Annotated in this window: 18 protein-coding genes, 3 tRNA genes and 1 pseudogene; 12 read left to right on the plus strand and 10 right to left on the minus strand. The window is 72.4% G+C overall.

Annotated features, from left to right (window positions below):
- The first annotated feature begins 453 nt into the window (after window positions 1-453).
- The 3 genes from ACIOWN_RS11950 to ACIOWN_RS11960 all read left to right on the plus strand — a co-directional run bounded on the left by ACIOWN_RS11950 (window position 454) and on the right by ACIOWN_RS11960 (window position 1677).
- Window positions 454-828 (plus strand): hypothetical protein, encoded by a 375-nt coding sequence (locus ACIOWN_RS11950; RefSeq protein WP_100569227.1) that lies wholly within the window; start codon window positions 454-456, stop codon window positions 826-828.
- Window positions 829-974: 146 nt separating this feature from the next.
- Window positions 975-1613, plus strand: coding sequence for a bifunctional DNA primase/polymerase (locus tag ACIOWN_RS11955; RefSeq protein WP_401981841.1), 639 nt, complete (start codon window positions 975-977; stop codon window positions 1611-1613).
- A tRNA-Lys gene (locus ACIOWN_RS11960) sits at window positions 1604-1677 on the plus strand. Before ACIOWN_RS11955 ends, ACIOWN_RS11960 begins: the two co-directional genes overlap by 10 nt.
- 96 nt (window positions 1678-1773) lie before the next feature.
- Here ACIOWN_RS11960 and ACIOWN_RS11965 read toward each other — a convergent pair.
- On the minus strand, window positions 1774-3111 hold the full coding sequence (locus ACIOWN_RS11965; RefSeq protein WP_401981844.1) for a M6 family metalloprotease domain-containing protein: 1338 nt from the start codon (window positions 3109-3111) through the stop codon (window positions 1774-1776).
- Window positions 3112-3512: 401 nt separating this feature from the next.
- Here ACIOWN_RS11965 and ACIOWN_RS11970 point away from each other — a divergent pair, with 401 nt between their 5' ends.
- Window positions 3513-5621 carry an EAL domain-containing protein gene (locus tag ACIOWN_RS11970; protein WP_401981846.1) on the plus strand — a complete coding sequence of 703 codons (2109 nt, stop codon included), beginning with the start codon at window positions 3513-3515 and terminating at the stop codon, window positions 5619-5621.
- Window positions 5622-5627: 6 nt separating this feature from the next.
- On the opposite strand, the gene ACIOWN_RS11975 is transcribed toward ACIOWN_RS11970, so the two are convergent.
- From ACIOWN_RS11975 to ACIOWN_RS11995, 5 genes and pseudogenes are all read right to left on the minus strand, one after another.
- Window positions 5628-6776, minus strand: coding sequence for an LLM class flavin-dependent oxidoreductase (locus ACIOWN_RS11975; protein ID WP_362348019.1), 1149 nt, complete (start codon window positions 6774-6776; stop codon window positions 5628-5630).
- A 181-nt stretch (window positions 6777-6957) separates the two neighbouring features.
- Window positions 6958-8112, minus strand: coding sequence for a glutathione-independent formaldehyde dehydrogenase (locus ACIOWN_RS11980; protein ID WP_362348236.1), 1155 nt, complete (start codon window positions 8110-8112; stop codon window positions 6958-6960).
- A 187-nt stretch (window positions 8113-8299) separates the two neighbouring features.
- Window positions 8300-9031 carry a decarboxylase gene (locus tag ACIOWN_RS11985; RefSeq protein ID WP_362348021.1) on the minus strand — a complete coding sequence of 244 codons (732 nt, stop codon included), beginning with the start codon at window positions 9029-9031 and terminating at the stop codon, window positions 8300-8302.
- 88 nt (window positions 9032-9119) lie between these two features.
- Window positions 9120-9245: pseudogene (locus ACIOWN_RS11990) on the minus strand (decarboxylase); the annotation flags it as partial.
- Window positions 9233-9403 (minus strand): hypothetical protein, encoded by a 171-nt coding sequence (locus tag ACIOWN_RS11995; protein WP_401981851.1) that lies wholly within the window; start codon window positions 9401-9403, stop codon window positions 9233-9235. The pseudogene ACIOWN_RS11990 and the gene ACIOWN_RS11995, both read right to left, overlap by 13 nt.
- A gap of 182 nt (window positions 9404-9585) precedes the next feature.
- On the opposite strand from ACIOWN_RS11995, the gene ACIOWN_RS12000 reads away from it, so the two are divergent.
- From ACIOWN_RS12000 to ACIOWN_RS12030, 7 genes are all read left to right on the plus strand, one after another.
- The gene (locus tag ACIOWN_RS12000) at window positions 9586-10533 is read left to right on the plus strand and encodes a D-2-hydroxyacid dehydrogenase (protein ID WP_362348023.1); all 948 of its coding nucleotides are present in this window, start codon (window positions 9586-9588) and stop codon (window positions 10531-10533) included.
- A gap of 18 nt (window positions 10534-10551) precedes the next feature.
- Window positions 10552-11955: an amidase gene (locus ACIOWN_RS12005; protein WP_362348024.1), complete on the plus strand. Its 1404-nt coding sequence runs from the start codon at window positions 10552-10554 to the stop codon at window positions 11953-11955.
- 191 nt (window positions 11956-12146) lie between these two features.
- Entirely contained in the window at window positions 12147-13046 is a 900-nt protein-coding gene (gene ehuB, locus ACIOWN_RS12010) for an ectoine/hydroxyectoine ABC transporter substrate-binding protein EhuB (protein WP_401981855.1), read from the plus strand.
- A gap of 15 nt (window positions 13047-13061) precedes the next feature.
- Window positions 13062-13805, plus strand: a complete 744-nt coding sequence (ehuC, locus tag ACIOWN_RS12015; protein WP_362348028.1) for an ectoine/hydroxyectoine ABC transporter permease subunit EhuC — start codon at window positions 13062-13064, stop codon at window positions 13803-13805.
- Entirely contained in the window at window positions 13802-14446 is a 645-nt protein-coding gene (gene ehuD / locus ACIOWN_RS12020) for an ectoine/hydroxyectoine ABC transporter permease subunit EhuD (protein ID WP_362348030.1), read from the plus strand. Before ehuC ends, ehuD begins: the two co-directional genes overlap by 4 nt.
- Window positions 14436-15269 (plus strand): ectoine/hydroxyectoine ABC transporter ATP-binding protein EhuA, encoded by an 834-nt coding sequence (gene ehuA, locus ACIOWN_RS12025; protein ID WP_401981857.1) that lies wholly within the window; start codon window positions 14436-14438, stop codon window positions 15267-15269. Before ehuD ends, ehuA begins: the two co-directional genes overlap by 11 nt.
- A gap of 134 nt (window positions 15270-15403) precedes the next feature.
- A tRNA-Lys gene (locus ACIOWN_RS12030) sits at window positions 15404-15477 on the plus strand.
- A gap of 45 nt (window positions 15478-15522) precedes the next feature.
- Here the strand turns inward: ACIOWN_RS12030 and ACIOWN_RS12035 are convergent.
- The 4 genes from ACIOWN_RS12035 to ACIOWN_RS12050 form a co-directional block, all read right to left on the minus strand.
- Window positions 15523-15981 carry a DUF3592 domain-containing protein gene (locus ACIOWN_RS12035; protein ID WP_401981859.1) on the minus strand — a complete coding sequence of 153 codons (459 nt, stop codon included), beginning with the start codon at window positions 15979-15981 and terminating at the stop codon, window positions 15523-15525.
- A 99-nt stretch (window positions 15982-16080) separates the two neighbouring features.
- Window positions 16081-16686: a lytic polysaccharide monooxygenase gene (locus tag ACIOWN_RS12040; RefSeq protein WP_100569240.1), complete on the minus strand. Its 606-nt coding sequence runs from the start codon at window positions 16684-16686 to the stop codon at window positions 16081-16083.
- Window positions 16687-16804: 118 nt separating this feature from the next.
- Window positions 16805-17950 (minus strand): SPFH domain-containing protein, encoded by a 1146-nt coding sequence (locus ACIOWN_RS12045; RefSeq protein ID WP_401981861.1) that lies wholly within the window; start codon window positions 17948-17950, stop codon window positions 16805-16807.
- Between the two features lie 73 nt (window positions 17951-18023).
- Window positions 18024-19325 (minus strand): peptidoglycan-binding protein, encoded by a 1302-nt coding sequence (locus ACIOWN_RS12050; RefSeq protein WP_401981863.1) that lies wholly within the window; start codon window positions 19323-19325, stop codon window positions 18024-18026.
- 199 nt (window positions 19326-19524) lie between these two features.
- Here ACIOWN_RS12050 and ACIOWN_RS12055 point away from each other — a divergent pair.
- A tRNA-Lys gene (locus ACIOWN_RS12055) sits at window positions 19525-19601 on the plus strand.
- Window positions 19602-20048: the final 447 nt, after the last annotated feature.

Genomic DNA, 20048 nt, shown 5'->3' on the forward strand with positions numbered 1-20048 from the left:
CGAGAACACCGGGTGCCCTGGCGGCCCTGACCAGCACCCGGCATCCCCCCGGACGGAGTCCGGCACGCCGCCGAAGGCGGCCGACGAACACAGCCCAGACGGCTGGGAGGCGAACCACGCCGCACTCGCCCACCTGCGAGAACACCGGGTGCCCTGGCGGCCCTGACCAGCACCCGGCATCCCCCCGGACGGAGTCCGGCACGCCGCCGAAGGCGGCCGACGAACACAGCCCGGACGGCTGGGAGGCGAACCACGCCGCACTCGCCCACCTGCGAGAACACCGGGTTCCCTGGCGGCCCTGACCGGTGCCCCCGGCGCGGGATCCCAGGTGGTCCTGAGAAGTGGTGATCGGGGTGGGGTCGGGGCCTTGCGTTCGCGGGACACAATGGAGGGTGGCCCTTTCGCAGGGCGGTGTCATCCGGACCCTTCCGAACCGTACGAGGAGGTCGAGACATGGCGGAGCCAACGCCGCGTCGTGACGAACAGCGGCTACGCCCCGCGCCCCTGCTCTTCGAGCCCGCCGAGGCGGCCGCCGACCCCGAGCACTTCTTCGACCTGGAGTCGATCGACGATCCGCGGGCGCTGCTCTCGCGGGCGACGGAGCTGACGGTCGCGTTCCGCGCGGCGGCCGACCGGGCGGTGGAGTTCCAGGCGATCGCGGCGGCGCAGCTCGCCGATCCGCGGCGGTTCGACCGGCTGACCCCGGCGGCCATCGCCGAGCGGGCCGACTGGACCGAGGACTATGCCAAGAAGATGGTGGAGTTCGGCCGGGACCTGCTGAGCGGAGCCGAGGGCGGCGTGCACGCCAACCCGGCCGACCCGGTCTGACCCCACACGCCCCCCGCGCCCCGCGCGCGCCGTCCCCCGGCTCTGGCATATGCCGGGCGGGCAAGATACCCCCGCCCACCGTTCCATGTCCCGATTTCCCGCAACCCTGAGGAATCGTCCACTCACAGCGGGTAGATGTATCCGCCATGAGCCGCACAGGGAACGAACCCTTCGCCGACCACCTCGACCAGCGGGCAGGCCAGCGCTCCGACGCCTCGGGCGTCACCGCGGACGGCGCCGCCTGGCTGGCCTCGGCGGACACGTATCCCCGCAGCACGCTCGCACTCTGGCAGGAGCGGCCGGACGCCCCGCTCGTACTGCCCTGCGGCACCGTCTTCGACGTGGTGAACGTGCCCGCGGTCTTCGGCCGCCGGATGCTGGACCGGCTGTGGGACGAGGGCCCGGGGTCGGGCCCGGTGGCCGTCCACCGGGGACGGATGCTGCTCTTCGCCGCGGCCGGCACCGCACACCGGCTGCCCTCGCTGCTGGAGTGGGAGGAGTGGGGCTGCCGCGGCCGGGACGACGGCCGCAAGGAGGGCATCCCGCCGCTGCTGTGCCACGGCAACGGCGACGCGGTGACCCTCCCGGCCCTGTCCGGCGAGGCTCTGCCCATACGCCCCGCCTCCCGCTGGCTCGTCGCCCCGGACACCCGCCACCCCTGGCTGCCGGGCCCGGAGATCATGCTCTGGGCGGCCGTGCGGGCCGCCCGCGCGGCGGTGCGGATATCGATTTTTCCTCCCAGCGACCAGGATGCTAAGGTCTACGACGTCAGCAGGCGCCGCTAGCTCAGTTGGTTAGAGCAGCTGACTCTTAATCAGCGGGTCCGGGGTTCGAGTCCCTGGCGGCGCACGACGACGATGGCGGGACAAGGTCGCGAAGAGCGATCCGGTCTCGCCATCGCTGTATGTACGCGGCAAGGAGTACGCGGCATGCGCGCGACAGGCGTCAGGCCGTGGTGATCTTGACGGTGTAGGCGCCGGACGCCGTACGGTTCTCCACCTCCACCCGGACCCCGTCGCCCGGCACGGTGAAGCTCTCCCCCACGTCGATCGGGGCGTCGGCGAGCGCGGGCTGGACCGAGGACTCCTCGCAGGCCCCGGTGTGCGGATGGGCGTCGATCACCTCGATCGGGCCGCCACCGGACTCCGCCCCGCTGCGCACCCGGTACACCAGCACCCCCTGCCGGCACCCGGTCACGTCGTAGCCGATCGACGCCCGCGCCTCGATGGCCAGCACGCTGTCGCTCCCGGTGCGCACCACGACCAGCTTCGTTCCGCCGCCGAGCCCGAACAGCGGCGACCCGGCGGCGGTGGTCACCGACGGCCCCTCCTCCGGCGGGCTCGCTCCCGCCGGGCCCGCCTCCACCGGCTCCAGGGTCACCCGGGTCGGCCCGCCTCCCCGCACACAGGTCACCTGACGGGGGTCCAGCCAGCCGAGCTTCCACTTGTGCCAGGCGAAGAGATCCGGCGACAGGCCGAACTGACTGCCCATCAGGTCCCAGTCCCCGACGTAGGTGTCCCAGTCGCCCTTGCCGTCCGCGGGCCGGTGGTACAGGTCGGGCAGGTCGAAGACGTGCCCGGTCTCGTGGGCGAGCACCAGCCGGTCCGGCGGGTGCCGTTCGAAGACGGTCACCACCCGCCGGATCTCCTTGCCGTCGGCCACCAGCGGGGTGTCCAGGTTGACGACCTTCGTCGCGTCCGAGTCGACGCCGGGCGCGTCCGGGTCGGCGACGAAGTAGACCACGTCGTAGCGCGAGAAGTCGACTTCGGGGTCGGCCGCGGCGAGCGCGTCCCGCAGATACGCGGTGCGGTCCCGGGCGTTCCAGTCGCGGTGCACTGCGTACGCGGTGGACGGGCGCGGCATCCGGATCCACCGCCGCAGCGGGTGGGGGCGCAGGGTGAACCTGCCGTACGACGCCTGTTCGAAGTACCGGCTGGTGGCCGGGAAGTGGTCGGCGGCGAGTTCGGCCGGGGTGGTCCGCGGGGTGGAGTCCGGGAAGGACAGGAACACGAGGACGGCGTTCAGCGTCCGGGCCGGCCGTACGTAGGCGGGGTTCCAGGTGTCCAGCCCCTCCGAGTGGTGGGCGTCCGTGCGTTGCAGGGCGCAGGGCGCGGGGGAGAACGGCTCGGCGACCGAAGGGCCGCCCAGGACCGAGGTGGCGGCGACCGCCGACATCGTGGTGAACACGGCCGCGGTACTGCGCAGCACGGGACGTGCCCCGGCCAGGTTCAGCGCGTTGCGGACGTCACGGCCGAGTGCCTTCAGGGGCAGCTGACACGGCACGGGGGACCTCCGGGGGCGGTTCACGGGACACCGAACCCAGCCTGTGGGAGTTTGGAGGAGTACGCCCTGTTTGTCTGCACCGGAAGGGTGAGGGAGGCGAGTTCACGGCAGGACAGCCCGACAGGGGTCCGGGAAAAGAAACACCTCCGGACCGCTCACGGAACGTCACAGATGGTCAGCCGTACAAAGAACTCGTCCATGTGTGGTCGAAACGATGTCGGTGAGTGGCCGGTCGTCGCGCGGGACAGGCGAGTGGCTGGAAGGGGTCCGCCGACGGCATCTATGATCGACACACTTTTCCTGCACTTTCCTGCGCGGACACGGGCCGGGACGCCGTCCACCAGCCGGCGGACCACCCGACGAGACCGAAAAGAAGACCGAGTGCACTGCGGGAGCGAGCGGTGAGCGGAACGTCCGAAGGGCCGACGCCCGCGGCAGACCTCATCCGACCTACTGTCACGGAGAGTGATGCCGCGAGGCCTCCGGGTACGGACCCGGTCGCGGCGGTCGCCGCCGAGCGGGCCGTGGCCCCCACCGCGCCCGCGCCCTCCGGCACCGGTCCCGCCGGGTTCCTGCCCGTCCACGGCCTCACCCGGATGGCGGAACCGGCCCCGGCGGCCCCCCGATTCACCGTCCTGGCCGAATCCGCACCGCCCGTCGTCGACCTGCTCGGGTCCGCACCGCCGCCTGCCGGCACCGTCCCGGAACCGGAATCAGCCCCGGCTTCCCACCCGGACACCGACGCCCTCTCGGAGCTCGGCCCCGACGCCGGGGCCGAGCGTCCCTTTCGGTCCGCCTTCTCCGCGGCGCCGTTGGCGATGGCCGTCGTCGACCCCGAGGGCCTGGTCGTCAGCGCCAACGAGACCTTCGGCGCGCTCCTCGGCACCGCCCCCGACGAGCTGACCGGCCGGAACGCCGCCGAGCTGGTGGACCTCGCCTCCGACGCCCGTACCCGGCACGCCTACGCGGAGGTGCTGCGCGGCCGGCAGGCCCGGCTGCGCTGCGCCCGCCGGCTCAAGCACCCGGACGGCCACCGGCTGTGGGTCCAGGTGACGGTCGCGCCGCTGACCCCCGGCTCCCCCGGCGTGCTGCTGTCCGTGGCGGACATCAGCGCCCGGCGCGAACTCCAGGCCCGGCTGCGGCACTTGAAGAACCACGACCCGGTGACCAGGCTGCCCAACCGCACCCTGTTCTTCGAGCGCCTGTCGGCCGCGCTGGAGACGGAGTCGTACGAGTGCGGCGGGAGCGGCCGGATCGGCCTGTGCTACCTGGATCTCGACGGCTTCAAGGCGGTCAACGACACGCTCGGCCACCGCATCGGCGACCGGCTGCTCACCGCCGTGGCCGAACGGCTGACCCGGTGCGCGGACGCGGCAGGGCACGGCCGGACCAGCACACCGCTGGTGGCCAGGCTAGGCGGCGACGAGTTCGCGCTGCTCGTCGAGGACTCGACCGGCACCGAGCAGCTCGCGGAGCTGGCGGAGTCGGTGCTCTCGGCCCTCCAGGAGCCCTTCGAGGTCGCCGGCCGGCGCCTGTCGGTGTCAGCGTCCATCGGCGTGGTCGAACGGCACGCGGCCGGTTCGTCGGCCACCGCGCTGATGCAGGCCGCCGACACGACGCTGTACTGGGCGAAGGCCGACGGCAAGGCCCGCTGGACCCTGTTCGACCCCGAGCGCAACGCGCACCGCATGACCCGCCAGGCCCTGGTCTCCACCCTGCGCGCGGCCGTGGAGCGCGGCGAGTTCGCCCTGGAGTACCAGCCGCTGGTCGGCATGGAGGACGGGCGGTTGCGCGGGGTCGAGGCCCTCGTCCGCTGGCGGCACCCGGAGTTCGGCACGCTGACGCCGAATCGGTTCATCGCGCTGGCGGAGGAGGACGGCTCGATCGTCCCGCTGGGCCGCTGGATCCTGGGCACCGCCTGCCACCAGGCCCGCCGTTGGCAGCTCGACCACCCGGACGAGCCGCCGATCTTCGTCAGCGTCAACGTGGCCGTCCGCCAGGTGTGGGACTCCGACCTGGTCGCGGACGTGGCCGAGGTGCTGGCCGAGACCGGTCTCGCGCCGCACCTGCTCCAGCTGGAGCTGACCGAGTCGGCCGTGATGGGCTCGGCCGGCCGGCCGCTCGAAGCACTGCGCTCGCTGAACGACATGGGCGTCCACATCGCCATCGACGACTTCGGCACCGGGTACTCCAACCTCGCCTACCTCAGCCGTCTGCCGGTGTCGGCGCTGAAGCTGGACGGCTCCTTCGTACGCGGATTCCAGCACGAGGAGCCGGAGGGCGCGGCGAGACGGCCGAACCCCGCGGACGAGGTCATCGTGGAGGCGATGATCCAGCTCGCGCACCGGCTGGGGCTGACCGTCACCGCCGAGTGCGTGGAGACGTCCGACCAGGCGAGCAGGCTGCGCCGGATCGGCTGCGACACCGGGCAGGGGTGGCTGTACTCCCGCCCGGTGTCGCCGGACCGCATCTCCGAGCTGCTGGGCGGCCGCGCCTGCGGACGCGGCTGAGCCCGCTCAGTCGCCGGGCCGGCGACGGACGTCGGCCGGCAGTCCGTAGGCGTCCGCGATGAGTTCGTAGCTGCGCAGGCGTACGGCGCCGCTGTGCGCGTTGCTCGTGATCATCAACTCGTCGGCGCCGGTGCGCTTTTGCAGGTCGTCGAGGCCGGAGCGGACCTCGTCGGGGGTTCCGTGGACGACGTTGGCGTTCCAGGAGTCGACGAACTCCCGCTCCATCGGGCTGAATTCGTACGCCTCCGCCTCCTCGGGGGTGGGCACGAGACCGGGGCGGCCGGTGCGCAGCCGGACCATGTTCAGGGCGGCGGCCAGCACCTGGCGACGCGCCTCGCGCTCGTCCTCGGTGGCGAGGGCCGCGACACCGATGAGGGCGTACGGGGCGTCCAGCACCGCGCTCGGGCGGAACGAGTCGCGGTAGAGGTCGAGGGCGGGGACGGTGTTCTGCGCGGAGAAGTGGTGGGCGAAGGCGAACGGCAGGCCGAGCGTGCCGGCCAGGCGGGCGCTGAAGCCGGAGGAGCCGAGCAGCCAGACCGGCGGGCGGTGCGGGGACTGCACGCCGCCCGGGGAGGTCGCCTGGACCGGGCCGGGGACGGCGTGGATGCGGCGGTAGGGGTGGCCGTCGGGGAAGTCGTCATCGAGGAAGCGGATCAGCTCGGCGAGCTGCTGGGGGAAGTCGTCGGCGCCCCGGTCGATGGGGGTCCCCCCTGCTCGAGCGGAGCCGAGAGCTTGGGGGAGGTCGGTGCGGCGCAGGGCGGCGGCGGTGGCGCCGTCCGTGCCGGGGGCGCGGCCGAGGCCCAGGTCGACCCGGCCGGGGGCCATGGCCTCCAGGGTGCCGAACTGCTCCGCGATGACCAGCGGGGCGTGGTTGGGCAGCATGACGCCGCCGGAGCCGAGGCGGATGCGGTCGGTGTGGGCGGCGAGGTGGGCGAGGATCACGGCCGGGGAGGAGGAGGCGACGCCCGGCATCGAGTGGTGTTCGGCGACCCAGTAGCGGTGGTAGCCGCGGGACTCCGCGGTCTTCGACAGGGCGACGCTGGTGCGCAGCGCGTCGGTGGCGGTGTGGCCCGCGCCCACGGTCACCAGGTCCAGTACGGACAGGGGCACCGGGGCGGTCCCGTGTGTGGTGCCCTTGATCTCGTCTCCCGCCACGGATGCCTCCAGCTGGTTGACCGTTCACTTTCCTGATCGGGGTCAACAGGGCACCGCTGCCGTTTGTTCCTTGCCCACCCGCCCGTCTCGCCCGCTTCGAAGGGACCGCCACGGGGCTCTGCCCCGGACCCCGTGAGGTGTCCGGGGCAGAGGCCCCCGTGACGGCTGTCTCAGACCGTGTTCACGCCGCGAGCGCGTGACCCGGGTGCAGGACCACCTTGGTGTAGCCCTCGATCCGCTTGTCGAACTTCTGGTACGCCTGGGGCGCGTCGGCCAGCGGCAGCTCGTGCGAGACCACGAAGCTGGGCTTGGCGCGCCCGGCCATGATCAGATCGCGCAGCTGCCGGTTGTACTGCTTGACGTTGCACTGGCCGGTGCCCATCTGCTGACCCTTCTCGAACATCTTGCCGATGGAGACCAGCAGCTGGCCGTGCTTGGCGTGCTCGTCGGGCCCGCCCGGGTCGGAGGGCACGTACAGACCCGGCACGCCGAGCATGCCGGTGGGCCGCACCGTCATGACGAGCGTGTTCAGGACGACGGCGGGCTCCTCGTGGCTGACGTCCTTGTGCGACTGGGCCTGGTAGCCGACGGCGTCCACACCCTTGTCGGTGCCCTCGCCGTTGGTCATCTCCTTGATCTGCTCGGCCGGGTCGCCCTTGGTGAAGTCGATGGGAATGGCCCCGATCTCCTCCGCCTTGGCGAGCCGCTCGGGCACCCGGTCGACCGAGAACACCTTCGACGCGCCGCGCAGCAGCGCCGAGTAGGCGGCCATGAGGCCCACCGGTCCGGCGCCGAAGACGGCGACGGACTCGCCGGGCTTCACCTGGGCGAGTTCGCAGCCGTGGTACCCGGTCGGGAAGATGTCCGCGAGCAGGACGAAGTCCGTCTCGAACTCTTCGCCCGGCGGCAGCTTCAGGCAGTTGAAGTCGGCGAACGGCACCCTCAGCCGCTCGGCCTGGCCGCCGGTGTAGGGGCCCATCGCCACGTATCCGTAGGCGCCTCCGGCGAAGCCGGGGTTCACCGTGAGGCAGAACCCGGTCTTCCCGGCGAGACAGTTCTTGCAGAACCCGCAGGCCACGTTGAACGGCATCACGACCCGGTCGCCCCGGGACAGCGACGTCACGCCGTCCCCGATCTCCTCGACGATGCCGAGGTTCTCGTGGCCGAAGACGATGCCGGACTGGGCGGCCGTGCGGCCCTCGTACATGTGCAGGTCGGACCCGCAGATCGCGGTGGACGTGACCCTTACGATCACATCGTTCGGGTGCTGGATCTGGGGATCGTCGACGTCCCTCACCGTGACGTTGAAGGGCTTTTCGTAGACGACGGCTTTCACCTGGGTCACCTCCGCGTCGAAAGCTGGACGACGGCGGCGACGACGGGCCGTTGCCGGGGGACACCAACCAGGGGGATGACACAGGAAGGCGGGGGCGCTCGGTCGTCCCGGGCCCCGGGCGTTCTCGCTGCACCGCCGGACACTTCAAGGGTCCGCCCGCGTGACCGCGACCGCAACCGCGCCGGTGTCACACCTGGACGATCGGCTCCCGTGTGAACAGCGCGCCCAGAGCGGGGGCGTTGACGCGGCGGTCGGTGAGCCGCAGCGCCTCCCAGACGGTCACCTGGTTCGCCGTGAGGACGGGCTTGCCGAGCTGCTTCTCCAGGGCGGGCAGGTGGGACACCGTGTGCAGGGCGGTGTCGGGCAGCAGGACCGCGTCAGCCTCGGGGACGTCCGCCTCGCGCGCCAGGGCCAGGATCTCCGCCTCGCCCCAGGTGCCCGCCTCGGCGGCGGTGACGATCCCGGCGCTGCGGGCGGCGGCCACCTCCACCTTCCCCGCGTGCAGGAAGTCCGTGAACAGGCCGGTGACGTCCTCGGGATACGTCGCCGCGACCGCGACCCGGCGGGCGCCGACCTCGGCCGCCGCGTGCACGAAGGCGAACGAGGTCGAGGAGGCCGGCGTGCCCGCCGCCCGGGCCAGCTCGCGGACCTGCTCGTGCGCGCCCTCCCAGCCGCGTACGAAGCCGCCGCCGGTGCTCGCCCACACCACCGCCTCCGCGCCGGACAGCCGCAGCCCCTCGACGCCCCGGGCGAGCCGCTCGGGCGCGCCCATCTCGTACAGCGTGTCCACCCGGTAGGCGTCCTCGCCGATGTCGGTGTGGACCAGATCCACCCGGATGTCGCTGCCCAGGAGCTGCTCGATGCGCGGATAGTCGTCCTCTGCGGAGTGGCCCGGGTAGAGGAATCCGAGTGCGGTCATGGCCTGCCTTCCTGCGGTTCGTCGAACGGTACGGGCCAGGCGCCGTCCTCGTGCCGCGGCCCGGACGGCGCGGGAGCACACCGGACGGCAGCGCCTGGTACGGCCCTACGGCTCGGGTACCCAGCCGGCGCGGGGCAGCCCACATCGTGACCTGGTTGGCCGAGATCACCGGTATGCGCGGTCCGGCCTCCGGCTGCGGGATCACGTCGTAGGTCTCCCGGACGTGGTGACCGCGGCCACCGCGCCCGCCCGTGTCGTCGCCGCGCGCAGGGCGCGCTCGCCGGCGATCCCGCCGACGGAGCTCCGCGCTGCGGGCGGGGTCCGCCGGGGAAGGAGATCCCCCGTGCCGTTCATGTCGTTCGTGGTGTCCATGGCAGCCACCTGCCTCACGTGCGGGAGACGGAGGGGCGCCGCCGACGGCAGGCGAACGACACGGTGGGGCAGCGGAGAGCAACCGTCCGTGCCGGCCCCCGTGTTGACGTCGGTGGATTCGGGTGCGAGCGTGGTCAATCCGTGCACGTCAGACGGCCGCCCCTTTCGAGAAACGGCTCGCCATGAGTGTCCCCGTCCTGCTCGTCCTGGACGCCGATCCGCCGCCGCGTCTGGGCCGGCTCACCGGCCGCGCCCGGATCGTGCGCACGGACGCGGCCGGGCTGGCCGCGCGGCTGCCCGAAGCGGACGTGCTGCTCGTGTGGGACTTCGCCTCCACCGCGGTGCGGGACGCCTGGCCGGGCGAGGGGCCGCGGCCGCGCTGGGTGCACACGGCGAGCGCGGGTGTGGACCATCTGATGTGTCCGGAACTCGCGGCGTCCCCCGCGGTGGTGACCAACGCCCGGGGCGTTTTCGACGAGCCGATCGCCGAGTACGTCGCCGCGCTGGTCCTCGCCCTGGCCAAGGACCTGCCGCGGACCCTGGACCTCCAGCGCGAGGGCCGGTGGCGGCACCGCGAGTCGCAACGGGTGGCCGGTACGCGCGCGTGTGTCGTGGGCTCCGGGCCGATCGGCCGGGCGATCGCGCGCACGCTGGGCGCGCTGGGGGTGCGGGCGGCGGTCGTCGGCCGTGCCGCGCGCGCCGGTGTGCACGGCCCGGAGGACCTGGACCGGCTCGTCGCCCGCGCCGACTGGGTGATCGCGGCGGCCCCGCTGACCGAGGAGACCCGCGGCATGTTCGACGCCCGCCGGTTCGGGCTCATGCAGCCCTCGGCGCGCTTCGTCAACGTCGGCCGGGGGCAGCTCGTCGACGAGGAGGCGCTCGTCCGGGCGCTCGCGGACCGCTGGATCGCGGGCGCCGCCCTGGACGTCTTCCAGGACGAACCCCTCACCCCCGAAAGCCCGTTGTGGCGGGTGCCGGGCCTGGTCGTGTCCCCGCACATGAGCGGTGACACGGTCGGCTGGCGGGACGAACTGTCGGCCCAGTTCGTCGAGTTGTACGGCCGCTGGGAGGCGGGCGAGCCGCTGCCGAACGTCGTCGACAAGCGGCGCGGGTACGTACCGGGACACTGACCCCTGTCTGGAGGCGCGATGACCGAGATCACCGAGCTGACCGCGGGAGAACTGCTCGCCGGCTACCGCAAGGGCGAGTTCAGCCCCGTGGAGGCCACCCGGGCGGCCCTGGAGCGGGCCGAGCGGATCCAGCCGGAGGTGAACGCGTTCGTCCGGATCACCGCCGAGGACGCCCTGGCGCGGGCCCGGGAGTCGGCGGACCGGTGGCGGCGCGGAAGCCCGTCGGGGCTGCTGGACGGGGTGCCGGTGACCGTCAAGGACATCCTGCTGCTGCGCGGCCACCCGACCCTGCGCGGTTCCAGGACCGTGCCGGAGGACGGCCGTTGGGACGAGGACGCCCCCTCGGTGGCCCGGCTGCGCGAGCACGGCGCGGTCTTCCTCGGCAAGACCACGACCCCCGAGTTCGGCTGGAAGGGCGTCACCGACTCACCGCTGACCGGCGTCACCCGCAACCCGTACGACCCGTCGCGCACCGCGGGCGGCTCCAGCGGTGGCAGCGCGGCGGCCGTGGCGCTCGGCGCGGGCCCGCTGTCGCTGGGCACGGACGGCGGCGGCAGTGTGCGCATCCCGGCCGCGATGTGCGGGATCTTCGGGATGAAGCCGACGTACGGCCGGGTCCCGCTGTATCCGCCCAGCGCCTTCGGCACGCTGTCGCACGTGGGTCCGATGACCCGGGACGCGGCGGACGCGGCGCTGCTGCTCGACGTGATCGGGGTGCCCGACGCGCGGGACTGGTCGGCGCTCGGACCGGCCCCCGGCTCGTTCACTCAGGCGCTGGCCGGCGGGGTGCGGGGGCTGCGGGTCGCCTACTCGCCGTCCCTGGGCGGACAGGTGCCGGTGCGTCCGGCGGTCGCCACGGCGGTGCGCCGGGCGGTGGCGGGGCTGGCGGATCTCGGCGCGTACGTCACCGAGGACGACCCGGACTTCGCGGAACCGGTGGATGCCTTCCACACCCTGTGGTTCAGCGGCGCGGCCCGTGTCGTGCAGCATCTGGGGCCCGAGCGGCGGAAGTTGCTGGATCCGGGGCTGCGGGAGATCTGCGCGGCCGGCGCCCGGCTGTCGGCGCTCGACTACCTGGCCGCCGTGGACGTGCGCATGGAACTCGGCCGCACCATGGGCCACTTCCACCAGGGCTACGACCTGCTGGTCACGCCGACGCTGCCGATCACGGCGTTCGAGGCGGGCGCGGAGGTGCCGAAGGGCTCGGGGCACCGGCGCTGGACCGGGTGGACGCCGTTCACGTACCCGTTCAACATGACCCAGCAGCCGGCGGCGTCCGTGCCCGTGGGCAGCGACGAGGACGGGCTGCCGGTCGGTCTCCAGATCGTGGCCGCGCGGCACCGCGACGACCTGGTGCTGCGGGCGGCCCACGCGCTGTACGAGGCGGGGCCGGCGACCCGGCTCACGCCCGCCGGAAGGTGAGATCGCCCGGGATCGGAGTGACCGTCGGATTCCCCGTGGTGGCTCCGCGCCCGGACACGGAACGGTATCTCCCCGGACACCGTTGGATCACATCCCCGAGTCCACCCGCATAGACCACCCAGAGCGGGCAGGCGCCACCACTGTCCGCGAAGGGCCCGAGCCGACGAGGCCCTCTTGGAGGGTGAGTATCCGTGTCCGAGTTCCCCAACCTGTCCCGCCGGGGCTTTCTGACCAGGACGGCGGCCGTGGGCGGCATGCTCACCGTCCCCGGGCTGCTGGCCGCGTGCAGCAGGACGGACAGCGGCGACGGCAAGGGCTCGAAGCTGGAACAACTGAGGAAACAGGGCTATGTGAAGGTGGCCTACGCCAACGAGGCCCCGTACGGCTTCGAGGAGGGCGGGCAGCTCAAGGGCGAGGCGCCGACGCTGCACAGAGAGATCTTCAAGGCGCTGGGAGTGGACGAGCTGAAGCCGGCCTTCTCCGAGTGGGACGGCCTGATCCCCGGTCTCCAGGCCGGCAAGTACGACGTGATCAGCGCGGGCATGGCCATCATCCCGGAGCGCTGCCAAAAGGCACTGTTCTCCGAGCCGGAGTTCGTCTCGCCCACCGCGATGATGGTGAAGAAGGGCAACCCGGGGAACCTGACCGACCTCGCCTCCGCCAAGGCGGCCGGGGCGACCCTCGGCGTGATGTCGGGCGCGGTGGAGAAGGGCTACGTCACCGCCGCCGGGATCTCCGAGAGCGGCATACGGACGCTGCAGAAGCCGCAGGACGGCGCGGACGCGGTCGCGCAGGGCAGGATCGACGCCTTCGTGCTGACGGGCATCTCGCTGCGCTGGCTGGCCAGGACCAACCCGAAGGTCGAGGTCACCGAGTCGTTCGTGCCGGTGGTGAACGGCGTGAAGCAGTACAGCCCGGGCGGCGCCGTCTTCCGCAAGGGCAGCGAGGAACTCCGGGACGCCTTCGACGAGCAGCTCAAGAAGATCACCTCGGATCCGGACCGGTACGTGCGGCTCGTCGGGGAGTACGGGTTCGGCAAGGACACGATCCCGCCGGCGGACCTGAAGACCGCCGACCTGTGCAAGGACTGACGGGGTCGCCTGCCCATGGCTGACTTCTACTCGTACTTCTTCGACCACATCTCCACCGTGTGGTCGGGGCTCCTGGTGACGGTCGAGGCCACGGTCCTCGGATCGGTCGTCGCGCTCGCCCTGTCCTTCGTCTTCGGCTTCGCGGCCGGCAGCAGGCTTCCGCTCGCCCGGGGCGTGTCGCGGGTGGTCGTGGAGTTCCTGCGCGGCACCTCGCTGTACGTCCAGCTCTTCTGGCTGTACTACGCCTTCCCGCTGCTGGCCGGGTACGAGCTGTCACCGCTGTTCTGCGGTGTGGTGGCGTTCGGCATGAACTACGGCGCCTACGGCTCCGAGGTGGTGCGCGGCGCGCTGAACGCCGTGCCCAGGGCACAGTGGGAGGCCGCCGTCGCACTGAACATGACGCCCCTGCAGCGCATGCGCCGGGTGATCCTGCCGCAGGCGTGGGTGCAGATGATCCCCTCGTTCACGAACCTGCTGATCCAGTTGCTGAAGTGCACCCCGCTGCTGTGGCTGATCTCCGCGGCCGACCTGACGACGGTGGTCCAGCAGATGCGTGACCGCACCGGCGCGACCACCTGGGCGTATCTGACCCTGCTGGTGATCTACTTCGTCCTCGCCTACGCGCTGACCCTGCTGATGAACGCCCTGGAGCGGCACGCCAAGTCGCGGCTCGGCCTGCGCACGGACCGCCGCTCGCTGCTGCGCCGCCGCGGCGCCGGGCCCGCGCGCGAGCCCGGGACGGCGGGAGGCGCCTCGTGAGCTACGCATGGGACTGGGACGCGGTCCGTGACTCGCTGCCGCTGCTGTGGCACGGCTTTCTGACCACGCTGCTGGCCACGGTCCTCGGCACCGCGGTGGCCGCCGTGCTCGGCCTGCTCGCGGCCGTGGCCGGGCGGGTGCCGACGCGGCTGGTCACCGTGCCGGTGCGGGCGGTCACCGAGTTCGTCCGGTCCACCCCGCTGCTGGTGCAGCTGGTCGGCGCCTACGCGGTCTTCGACACGGTCGATCCGCTGACCATCGGCGTCGCGGTGCTCGGCATCCACTACGCCTCCTACCTGTCGGAGGTGTACCGGGCGGGCATCGACGCCGTGCCGAAGGGCCAGTGGGAGGCCTGCCGGGCGCTGTCCATGTCGCCGCGCCGCACCTGGCAGGCGGTGATCCTGCCGCAGGCGGTGCGCAAGGTGCTGCCGGCGCTGGGCAACTACGGGATCTCGATGTTCAAGGAGACCCCGTTCCTGGCCGTCATCACGGTCCAGGAGATGGTCGCCAAGGCCCGGGAGTACGGCGCGGACCACTTCACCTACGCCGAGACGTTCACCCTCGCGGGCCTGTTCTTCCTGGCGGCAAGCTATCCGACCTCGCTTCTGATGAGAAAGCTGGAGAAGCGCCTTGGCCACTGACCCTTTGCAGAAGACGCCGCCGCAGGCGCCCGAGAACGTGACGCCGGACGCGCCGCCCGCGGATCTGGTCCGCTTCGACCAGGTGGTCAAGCGCTTCGGTGATCACGTCGTGCTCGACCGGCTGGACTTCGCCGTCCGGCGCGGTGAGCACGTGACGCTGATCGGGCCGAGCGGCTCGGGCAAGACGACCATCCTGCGGCTGCTGATGACGCTGGAGCGCGTCAGCGGCGGCGTGATCCACGTGGACGGCGAGCCGCTGTCCCACATGCCCGGCCCGGACGGGACCCTGCGGCCGGCGGACGAGAGGCATCTGCGCCGGATCCGCAGGAAGATCGGGATGGTCTTCCAGCAGTTCAACCTGTTCCCGAACATGAAGGTGCTCCAGAACATCACGGAGGCGCCCGTCAACGTGCTCGGGATCGGCCGCGACGAGGCGGAGGAGCGGGCCCGGGAACTCCTCGGCCTTGTCGGACTCGCGGACAAGACCGACGCCCATCCCTCCCAGCTGTCCGGTGGCCAGCAGCAGCGGGTGGCGATCGCCCGGGCGCTCGCCATGCGGCCGGAGATCCTGCTCCTGGACGAGGTGACCTCGGCCCTGGACCCGGAACTGGTGGCCGGTGTGCTCGACCTGCTGAGGGAGATCGCGCACACCACCGACATCACACTGCTGTGCGTGACCCACGAGATGAACTTCGCCCGGGACATCTCCGACCAGGTGCTGATGTTCGACTCGGGCCGGGTGATCGAGTCCGGGCCGCCCCGGAAACTCTTCGGCGACCCCGACCACGAGCGGACCCGGGAGTTCCTGAGCGCCGTTCTGTAGGGGCCGCTCCGGGGGCGCCGGCGGTCTTCCGGGCCGCCGCGGCGCCCCCGGCCTCCGGGGTGGTCGAAGCACCCCCGAGGACCAGGTAGTATTTTCTTCGTCGCCGGCCGCGGGAAGCGGACGGCGGGAGTCATGCGCCGCTAGCTCAGTTGGTTAGAGCAGCTGACTCTTAATCAGCGGGTCCGGGGTTCGAGTCCCTGGCGGCGCACGGATGAAGGGCCCCTCGTGATCACGAGGGGCCCTTTTCGTGTGTTTACGGCAGGAAGCCGTCCACCGCCGAGAAGGACGCGTGGACGACGACCATGAAGATCACGCAGCCGGTGATGAACACGCCCAGGAAAGCCAGCAGGCAGCCCGACTCCGCCGCGAGCTTCCCGTGCGCCGGGGCGTGGGCCGTCGCCCGCTCCGGCCGCTCCGCCACGTAGTGCACGGTGACGATGTCGCCCTCGACGACCGTCGCGGGTCCGTTGCTCTCCTCGAAGCGGACGCTGCGGCCGTCACGCGTGGTGAACTCATAGACGTGGTGCAGCGTCGTGCTCACCATGCTCTCCCCGCCGCCGGCCGTGGTGTACGTCCGCAGACACCGCGCCTCGGCCGTGAGCCCGCTGCCCCAGGCGCCGCGCACCTCCCGGGCCCGGCGGAGGACCCTGGTCAGCATGAAGACCGCGGCGCCGATCATGAGCAGCGGCACGACGTAGAACAACGCTTCCATGACATCCCCCGAACTCCGGTGCCGCCGCGATCGGCCGGCGTGGGGGGAATCTACCCACGCCGGCCGGCCCGGCGGCTCAGGGAATGCTCAGATCCGCGCTCAGAACGTGACGTCGGAGCAGGCGTAGAACGCGTTGCCCGTGTCGGCGATCGTCCAGACCGCGAGGATGACGTGGTGGCCGCTCAGCCCGCTGGGCAGGTTGCCGCTGTGGCTGAGGGTGGACGGCGGGCGCTGTCCGTTGTAGGGCACCGTCAGGAACGGGGTGGTGTTCAGGTCGGCGCGGGTCAGGGCGTGGTTCTGGTTCCAGCCCTGCTTGGTCACGTAGTACTTGAAGTCCGTCGTGGCGTGCATGGCCGTGAACTGCCAGCGGAAGGTGTAGCTCTGGCCGCCGTTGACCTTGGTGGTCGGCCAGGCGCCGCCCGAGGGGGTCTTGGGGCTGTCGAGCTGGCTGAACCGGGTGTTGTTCCCGGAGCAGAGCTGCCCGTCGGACGCCCCGGAGGCCGGGAAGCCCTTGGGCCCCTCGACGCTCTGCGGCTCCCACTGGATGTCGCCGCAGTTGGCGACGGTCCCGTTGTTGCAGAGCTTCTGCCGGCTGATGGGCAGGTCGGTGTAGCCGTGGCTGCTCGCGCCGCCGGTGGAGAGCACGAAGGCTCCGGCGGTCGCGATGCCGAGCACGGCTGCGGAGATCTTGGCCTTGGTGCGCATACTGCCGCTCCTGGAGACGTGGGGGAGGTTCAGTGAGCTGTGCAGGTCTAGACCAAGTTCAGGCTATTGCCGTTACTTGAACATGTCCATACCAAAGGTGGGACCTCCCCCGCGCCCGTCACGACCCCGGTTCCCGGCCTCCCGCGCAGAACGCCACCGTCAAGTCCCGTACCAGCAGCTTGCGTTCGTAGTCGTCGAGATCGACAAGACCCCGCGTGGTCAGCCGGGTCACCGTGTCCTCCACCGAGTCCACCACCGAAGTGAGCATGGTCGCCCGGTGCCGCGCGTCCAGTGCGGCGACGCTGCGCCGGTGCATGGCGGCGGCGACCTCGGGCGCGTACTCGACGCGGACCGGCCGCACCGAGAACACCTCGAGACCGACCGGCGCCACCTCTCGCGCCACCAGCCGGGTCAGCGTGTCCGCGGGGGCCGCCCCGCCCCGCGCGGCACCCGGCGGGTCCACCGGCACCCGGGCCAGCGCCGCCTCGACGCACTCGCGCAGATACGTCTCGTGGTCGTCGATCGCGAGTGTGGCCCGCGCGGTGTCCCGCACCCGCCACACCACCAGCACCACCACCCGCAACGCGACCCCGCCCGGATCGGCGGCCGGCATCGGCTCGCTGCGCCAGTGCCGCAGCCTGACGTCGATCGGGCGGCGCGGCATCAGCGGATTGAGCCACAGCAGCCCGGTGCGCCGGACGGTCCCCCGGTAGCGGCCGAACAGGCCGAGCACCCAGGCCCGCCCGGTCCCGCCCCGGGCCAGTCCGCCGAAGCCGAACAGGGCGAGCGCTCCCGCCCCGGCGTACGCGGCCCACTGCGGTCCGCCGAGTCCGGCGCCCGCCGGCTCCGGCAGCCGCAGCGCCTGCGCCGCGACGTCCGGCAGGACGCCGGCCCACCACGAGGTGAGCACACAGCCCGCCGCCCCGCAGGCCCCGGCCAGCACCCCGGCCGCGCCGGGCAGCACGCGCGCCGGGTGCTCCGCCAGTTCGGGGTCCACCTCCGGCACCGGGCGGGCCGGCGCGGGCACCCGGCGCCCGCGCCCCAGCCGCGGCTGCTCGCCCGTGCCCTTCCTGCTGCCCACCACCGTGGGCCTGGCCGGCAGCGGGGCCGGACCGGGTTCGTCGCGGAACAGCAGATGGACGGGGATCTCGGTGGTCGACTCGTTCTGGATGAGCCGGGGGACACAGCGGCCCGCCCGGCCGTCCGGCGCCATCGTCGCCTCGCGCCCCTCGGATTCGGGTGTGGGGGACGTGGTCGTACTCATACCTGCCTCCAGCCTCCGCGCCAGATGGTTCAGACGTTCGTACGGTGGGTCGGCGGCCCCGCGGGGACCGCGGTCATGCGAAGAGCCGGCGCCAGGTGTCCGGCCCCGGCAGGCCGTCCGCCGCGCCGCCCCGCCACCCCAGGGCGCGCTGGAAGGCCTCGACGGCCCGCCGGTCCGCGTCCGACCAGCGCGGCCCCGGCCCGTTCCGGTAGAACCGGCCGTACCCCTTCCGCACGAGCTGCCGGCCCAGCTCGGTGACGTGGCGGTTCTCGGCGCCGGGCCGGAACATCTCCCGTCCCGGATAGGCGGGCACCCCGTGCGAGGCGGGGGCCGCGGCCTTGATGTCCTTGCCCTTCCCGGTCACCAGCAGCCGCCACGTGCCGGGCCCCGGCAGCCCGTCCGCGGCCGCCCCGGTCCAGCCCTGGGCCCGCTGGAAGGCCCGGGTGGCCCGCCGGTCCGCCTCCGACCAGCGCGAGCCGGGCCCCTTGGCGTAGTAGGAGGCGCCGCCGCGGGCGGCGAGCATCCGGCCGAGGCGGGCGACATGCGGGTTGTCGGCGCCGGGACCGAAGTACGCCGCTCCCGGGTACGGCGCGGGCGGGGGCGCGGCGGGGGCGGCCAGGTCCCGGGTCAGGCCCTTGTAGCGGTAGGGGACGTACCGCTTGGAGTTGGTCCAGTAGGCGTACGGGGTGGTGATGCGGCGGGTGTGCGGCGGCACCTGCTCATAGGCGAGGTACGAGATGTGCCGCGGGTCCTTCCAGCCGCCGAAGAGCACCACGTGCGAGCCCTTCTGGGGGTTGGCGGGGTTGTGGAAGAGCAGGATGTCGCCGGGCTGGAGCTGGTCCTTGGTGATCCGCACCGCGTACTTGCCGAGACTGCCCGTCCACTCGTTGCGCGGCAGGTTCCAGGCCATCGAGACGTAGCCCGAGCAGTCCTGGCGGTATCCGTCGCGCCAGAAGCGGCTCATGTCGTACGGCACCCGCGCGTCCAGCCACTTCTTGGCCCGGCCGACGATCAGCGACCGGGTGGTGGCGCCGATCGCGAGCGGCTCCTCCTCCTTGACCGGCCGGTCCGTCCCGTCCGGCCCGAACAGCGCGCTCACGCCGCCCTGCGGGGTCCCGGAGTCGCCGCCCCGGGACTGGTCGGCCCGCAGGCCGGGCGTCCGGCCCGCGCTGTGGATGGCTGCCGCCGCCGGTACCGCCTGGCCCGCGCCGAGGGCCGCGGCGGTGACGGCCGCCACGACCAGCGCCCGGTGCGCGGCGGCCGGACGGGCCGGGGTGCGGGCGGCCGGGGAGCGGAAGAGGCCGCGTCCGGGCACGCACCGGGGGCAGTCGCAGTCGCCCGCGGGGTCGATGTCCTCGAACACCGGAGACCTCATGCGATCTTCCTCACACTTCATAGGTGTATGTCCGGATCTGTGCACGTTGATCATTGCCACAACTGTCCACCGGGCGCGAACATTGACGGTCCGAATGATGTACAGGGCGGCTCGCCCCCCCTGGCGGCCGGGCATGGGCGGCCGGGCACGGGTGGTCGGGAGGCCCCCGCAGGTCATGTAAAGTGAACGACGTCAGCAGGCGCCGCTAGCTCAGTTGGTTAGAGCAGCTGACTCTTAATCAGCGGGTCCGGGGTTCGAGTCCCTGGCGGCGCACCACGACGAAGGCGAGCACGGTCCCTCAGGACCGGGCTCGCCTTCGCGTTTTGGCGACCCGAACCCCCTCGATGCACGTTCTTCCCGCAATGCGCGCGTATGGCCGGTAAACTCCGAGTTTCGCGTCTTGCGATCATGCTGAGCACCGTAGAACCCTGGATGTCGAACTGCCGCCTCTTTGGCGGCACTTGGGGGGTGCGAGGGATGTTGGGGGGTGTTGGGGGGTTGTAGGAGCCGGTTGTCCGGCGGCGCGGTGAGCCGTGACTCCCGCGCGCCGACGGCTGCCACGGGGCGGCCGGACAACCGGTGGGCCGCGACGCCGTGTCTCCGGGGTGGGACCGACGACCAGGTGATCCGCGGCCGGCACGCACACGTCCGTCACGGGCCGAGGGGGGCCTCGAACGGGCGAAGGAACCGACGAACACGCGCTCGCATGCGTGTGGGGGGATG

This window comes from Streptomyces sp. NPDC087787 (assembly GCF_044743035.1).
Taxonomy (GTDB): domain Bacteria; phylum Actinomycetota; class Actinomycetes; order Streptomycetales; family Streptomycetaceae; genus Streptomyces.

Excerpts from the sequence above, each read along its gene's own strand:
- ACIOWN_RS11950 (WP_100569227.1), top strand. The coding sequence starts at position 454 with ATGGCGGAGCCAACGCCGCGTCGTGACGAACAGCGGCTACGCCCCGCG.
- ACIOWN_RS11955 (WP_401981841.1), top strand. The coding sequence starts at position 975 with ATGAGCCGCACAGGGAACGAACCCTTCGCCGACCACCTCGACCAGCGG.
- ACIOWN_RS11985 (WP_362348021.1), bottom strand. The coding sequence starts at position 9,031 with ATGACCGCACTCGGATTCCTCTACCCGGGCCACTCCGCAGAGGACGAC.
- ACIOWN_RS11995 (WP_401981851.1), bottom strand. The coding sequence starts at position 9,403 with ATGGACACCACGAACGACATGAACGGCACGGGGGATCTCCTTCCCCGG.
- ACIOWN_RS12000 (WP_362348023.1), top strand. The coding sequence starts at position 9,586 with ATGAGTGTCCCCGTCCTGCTCGTCCTGGACGCCGATCCGCCGCCGCGT.
- ACIOWN_RS12005 (WP_362348024.1), top strand. The coding sequence starts at position 10,552 with ATGACCGAGATCACCGAGCTGACCGCGGGAGAACTGCTCGCCGGCTAC.
- ehuC (WP_362348028.1), top strand. The coding sequence starts at position 13,062 with ATGGCTGACTTCTACTCGTACTTCTTCGACCACATCTCCACCGTGTGG.
- ACIOWN_RS12035 (WP_401981859.1), bottom strand. The coding sequence starts at position 15,981 with ATGGAAGCGTTGTTCTACGTCGTGCCGCTGCTCATGATCGGCGCCGCG.
- ACIOWN_RS12040 (WP_100569240.1), bottom strand. The coding sequence starts at position 16,686 with ATGCGCACCAAGGCCAAGATCTCCGCAGCCGTGCTCGGCATCGCGACC.
- ACIOWN_RS12045 (WP_401981861.1), bottom strand. The coding sequence starts at position 17,950 with ATGAGTACGACCACGTCCCCCACACCCGAATCCGAGGGGCGCGAGGCG.
- ACIOWN_RS12050 (WP_401981863.1), bottom strand. The coding sequence starts at position 19,325 with ATGAGGTCTCCGGTGTTCGAGGACATCGACCCCGCGGGCGACTGCGAC.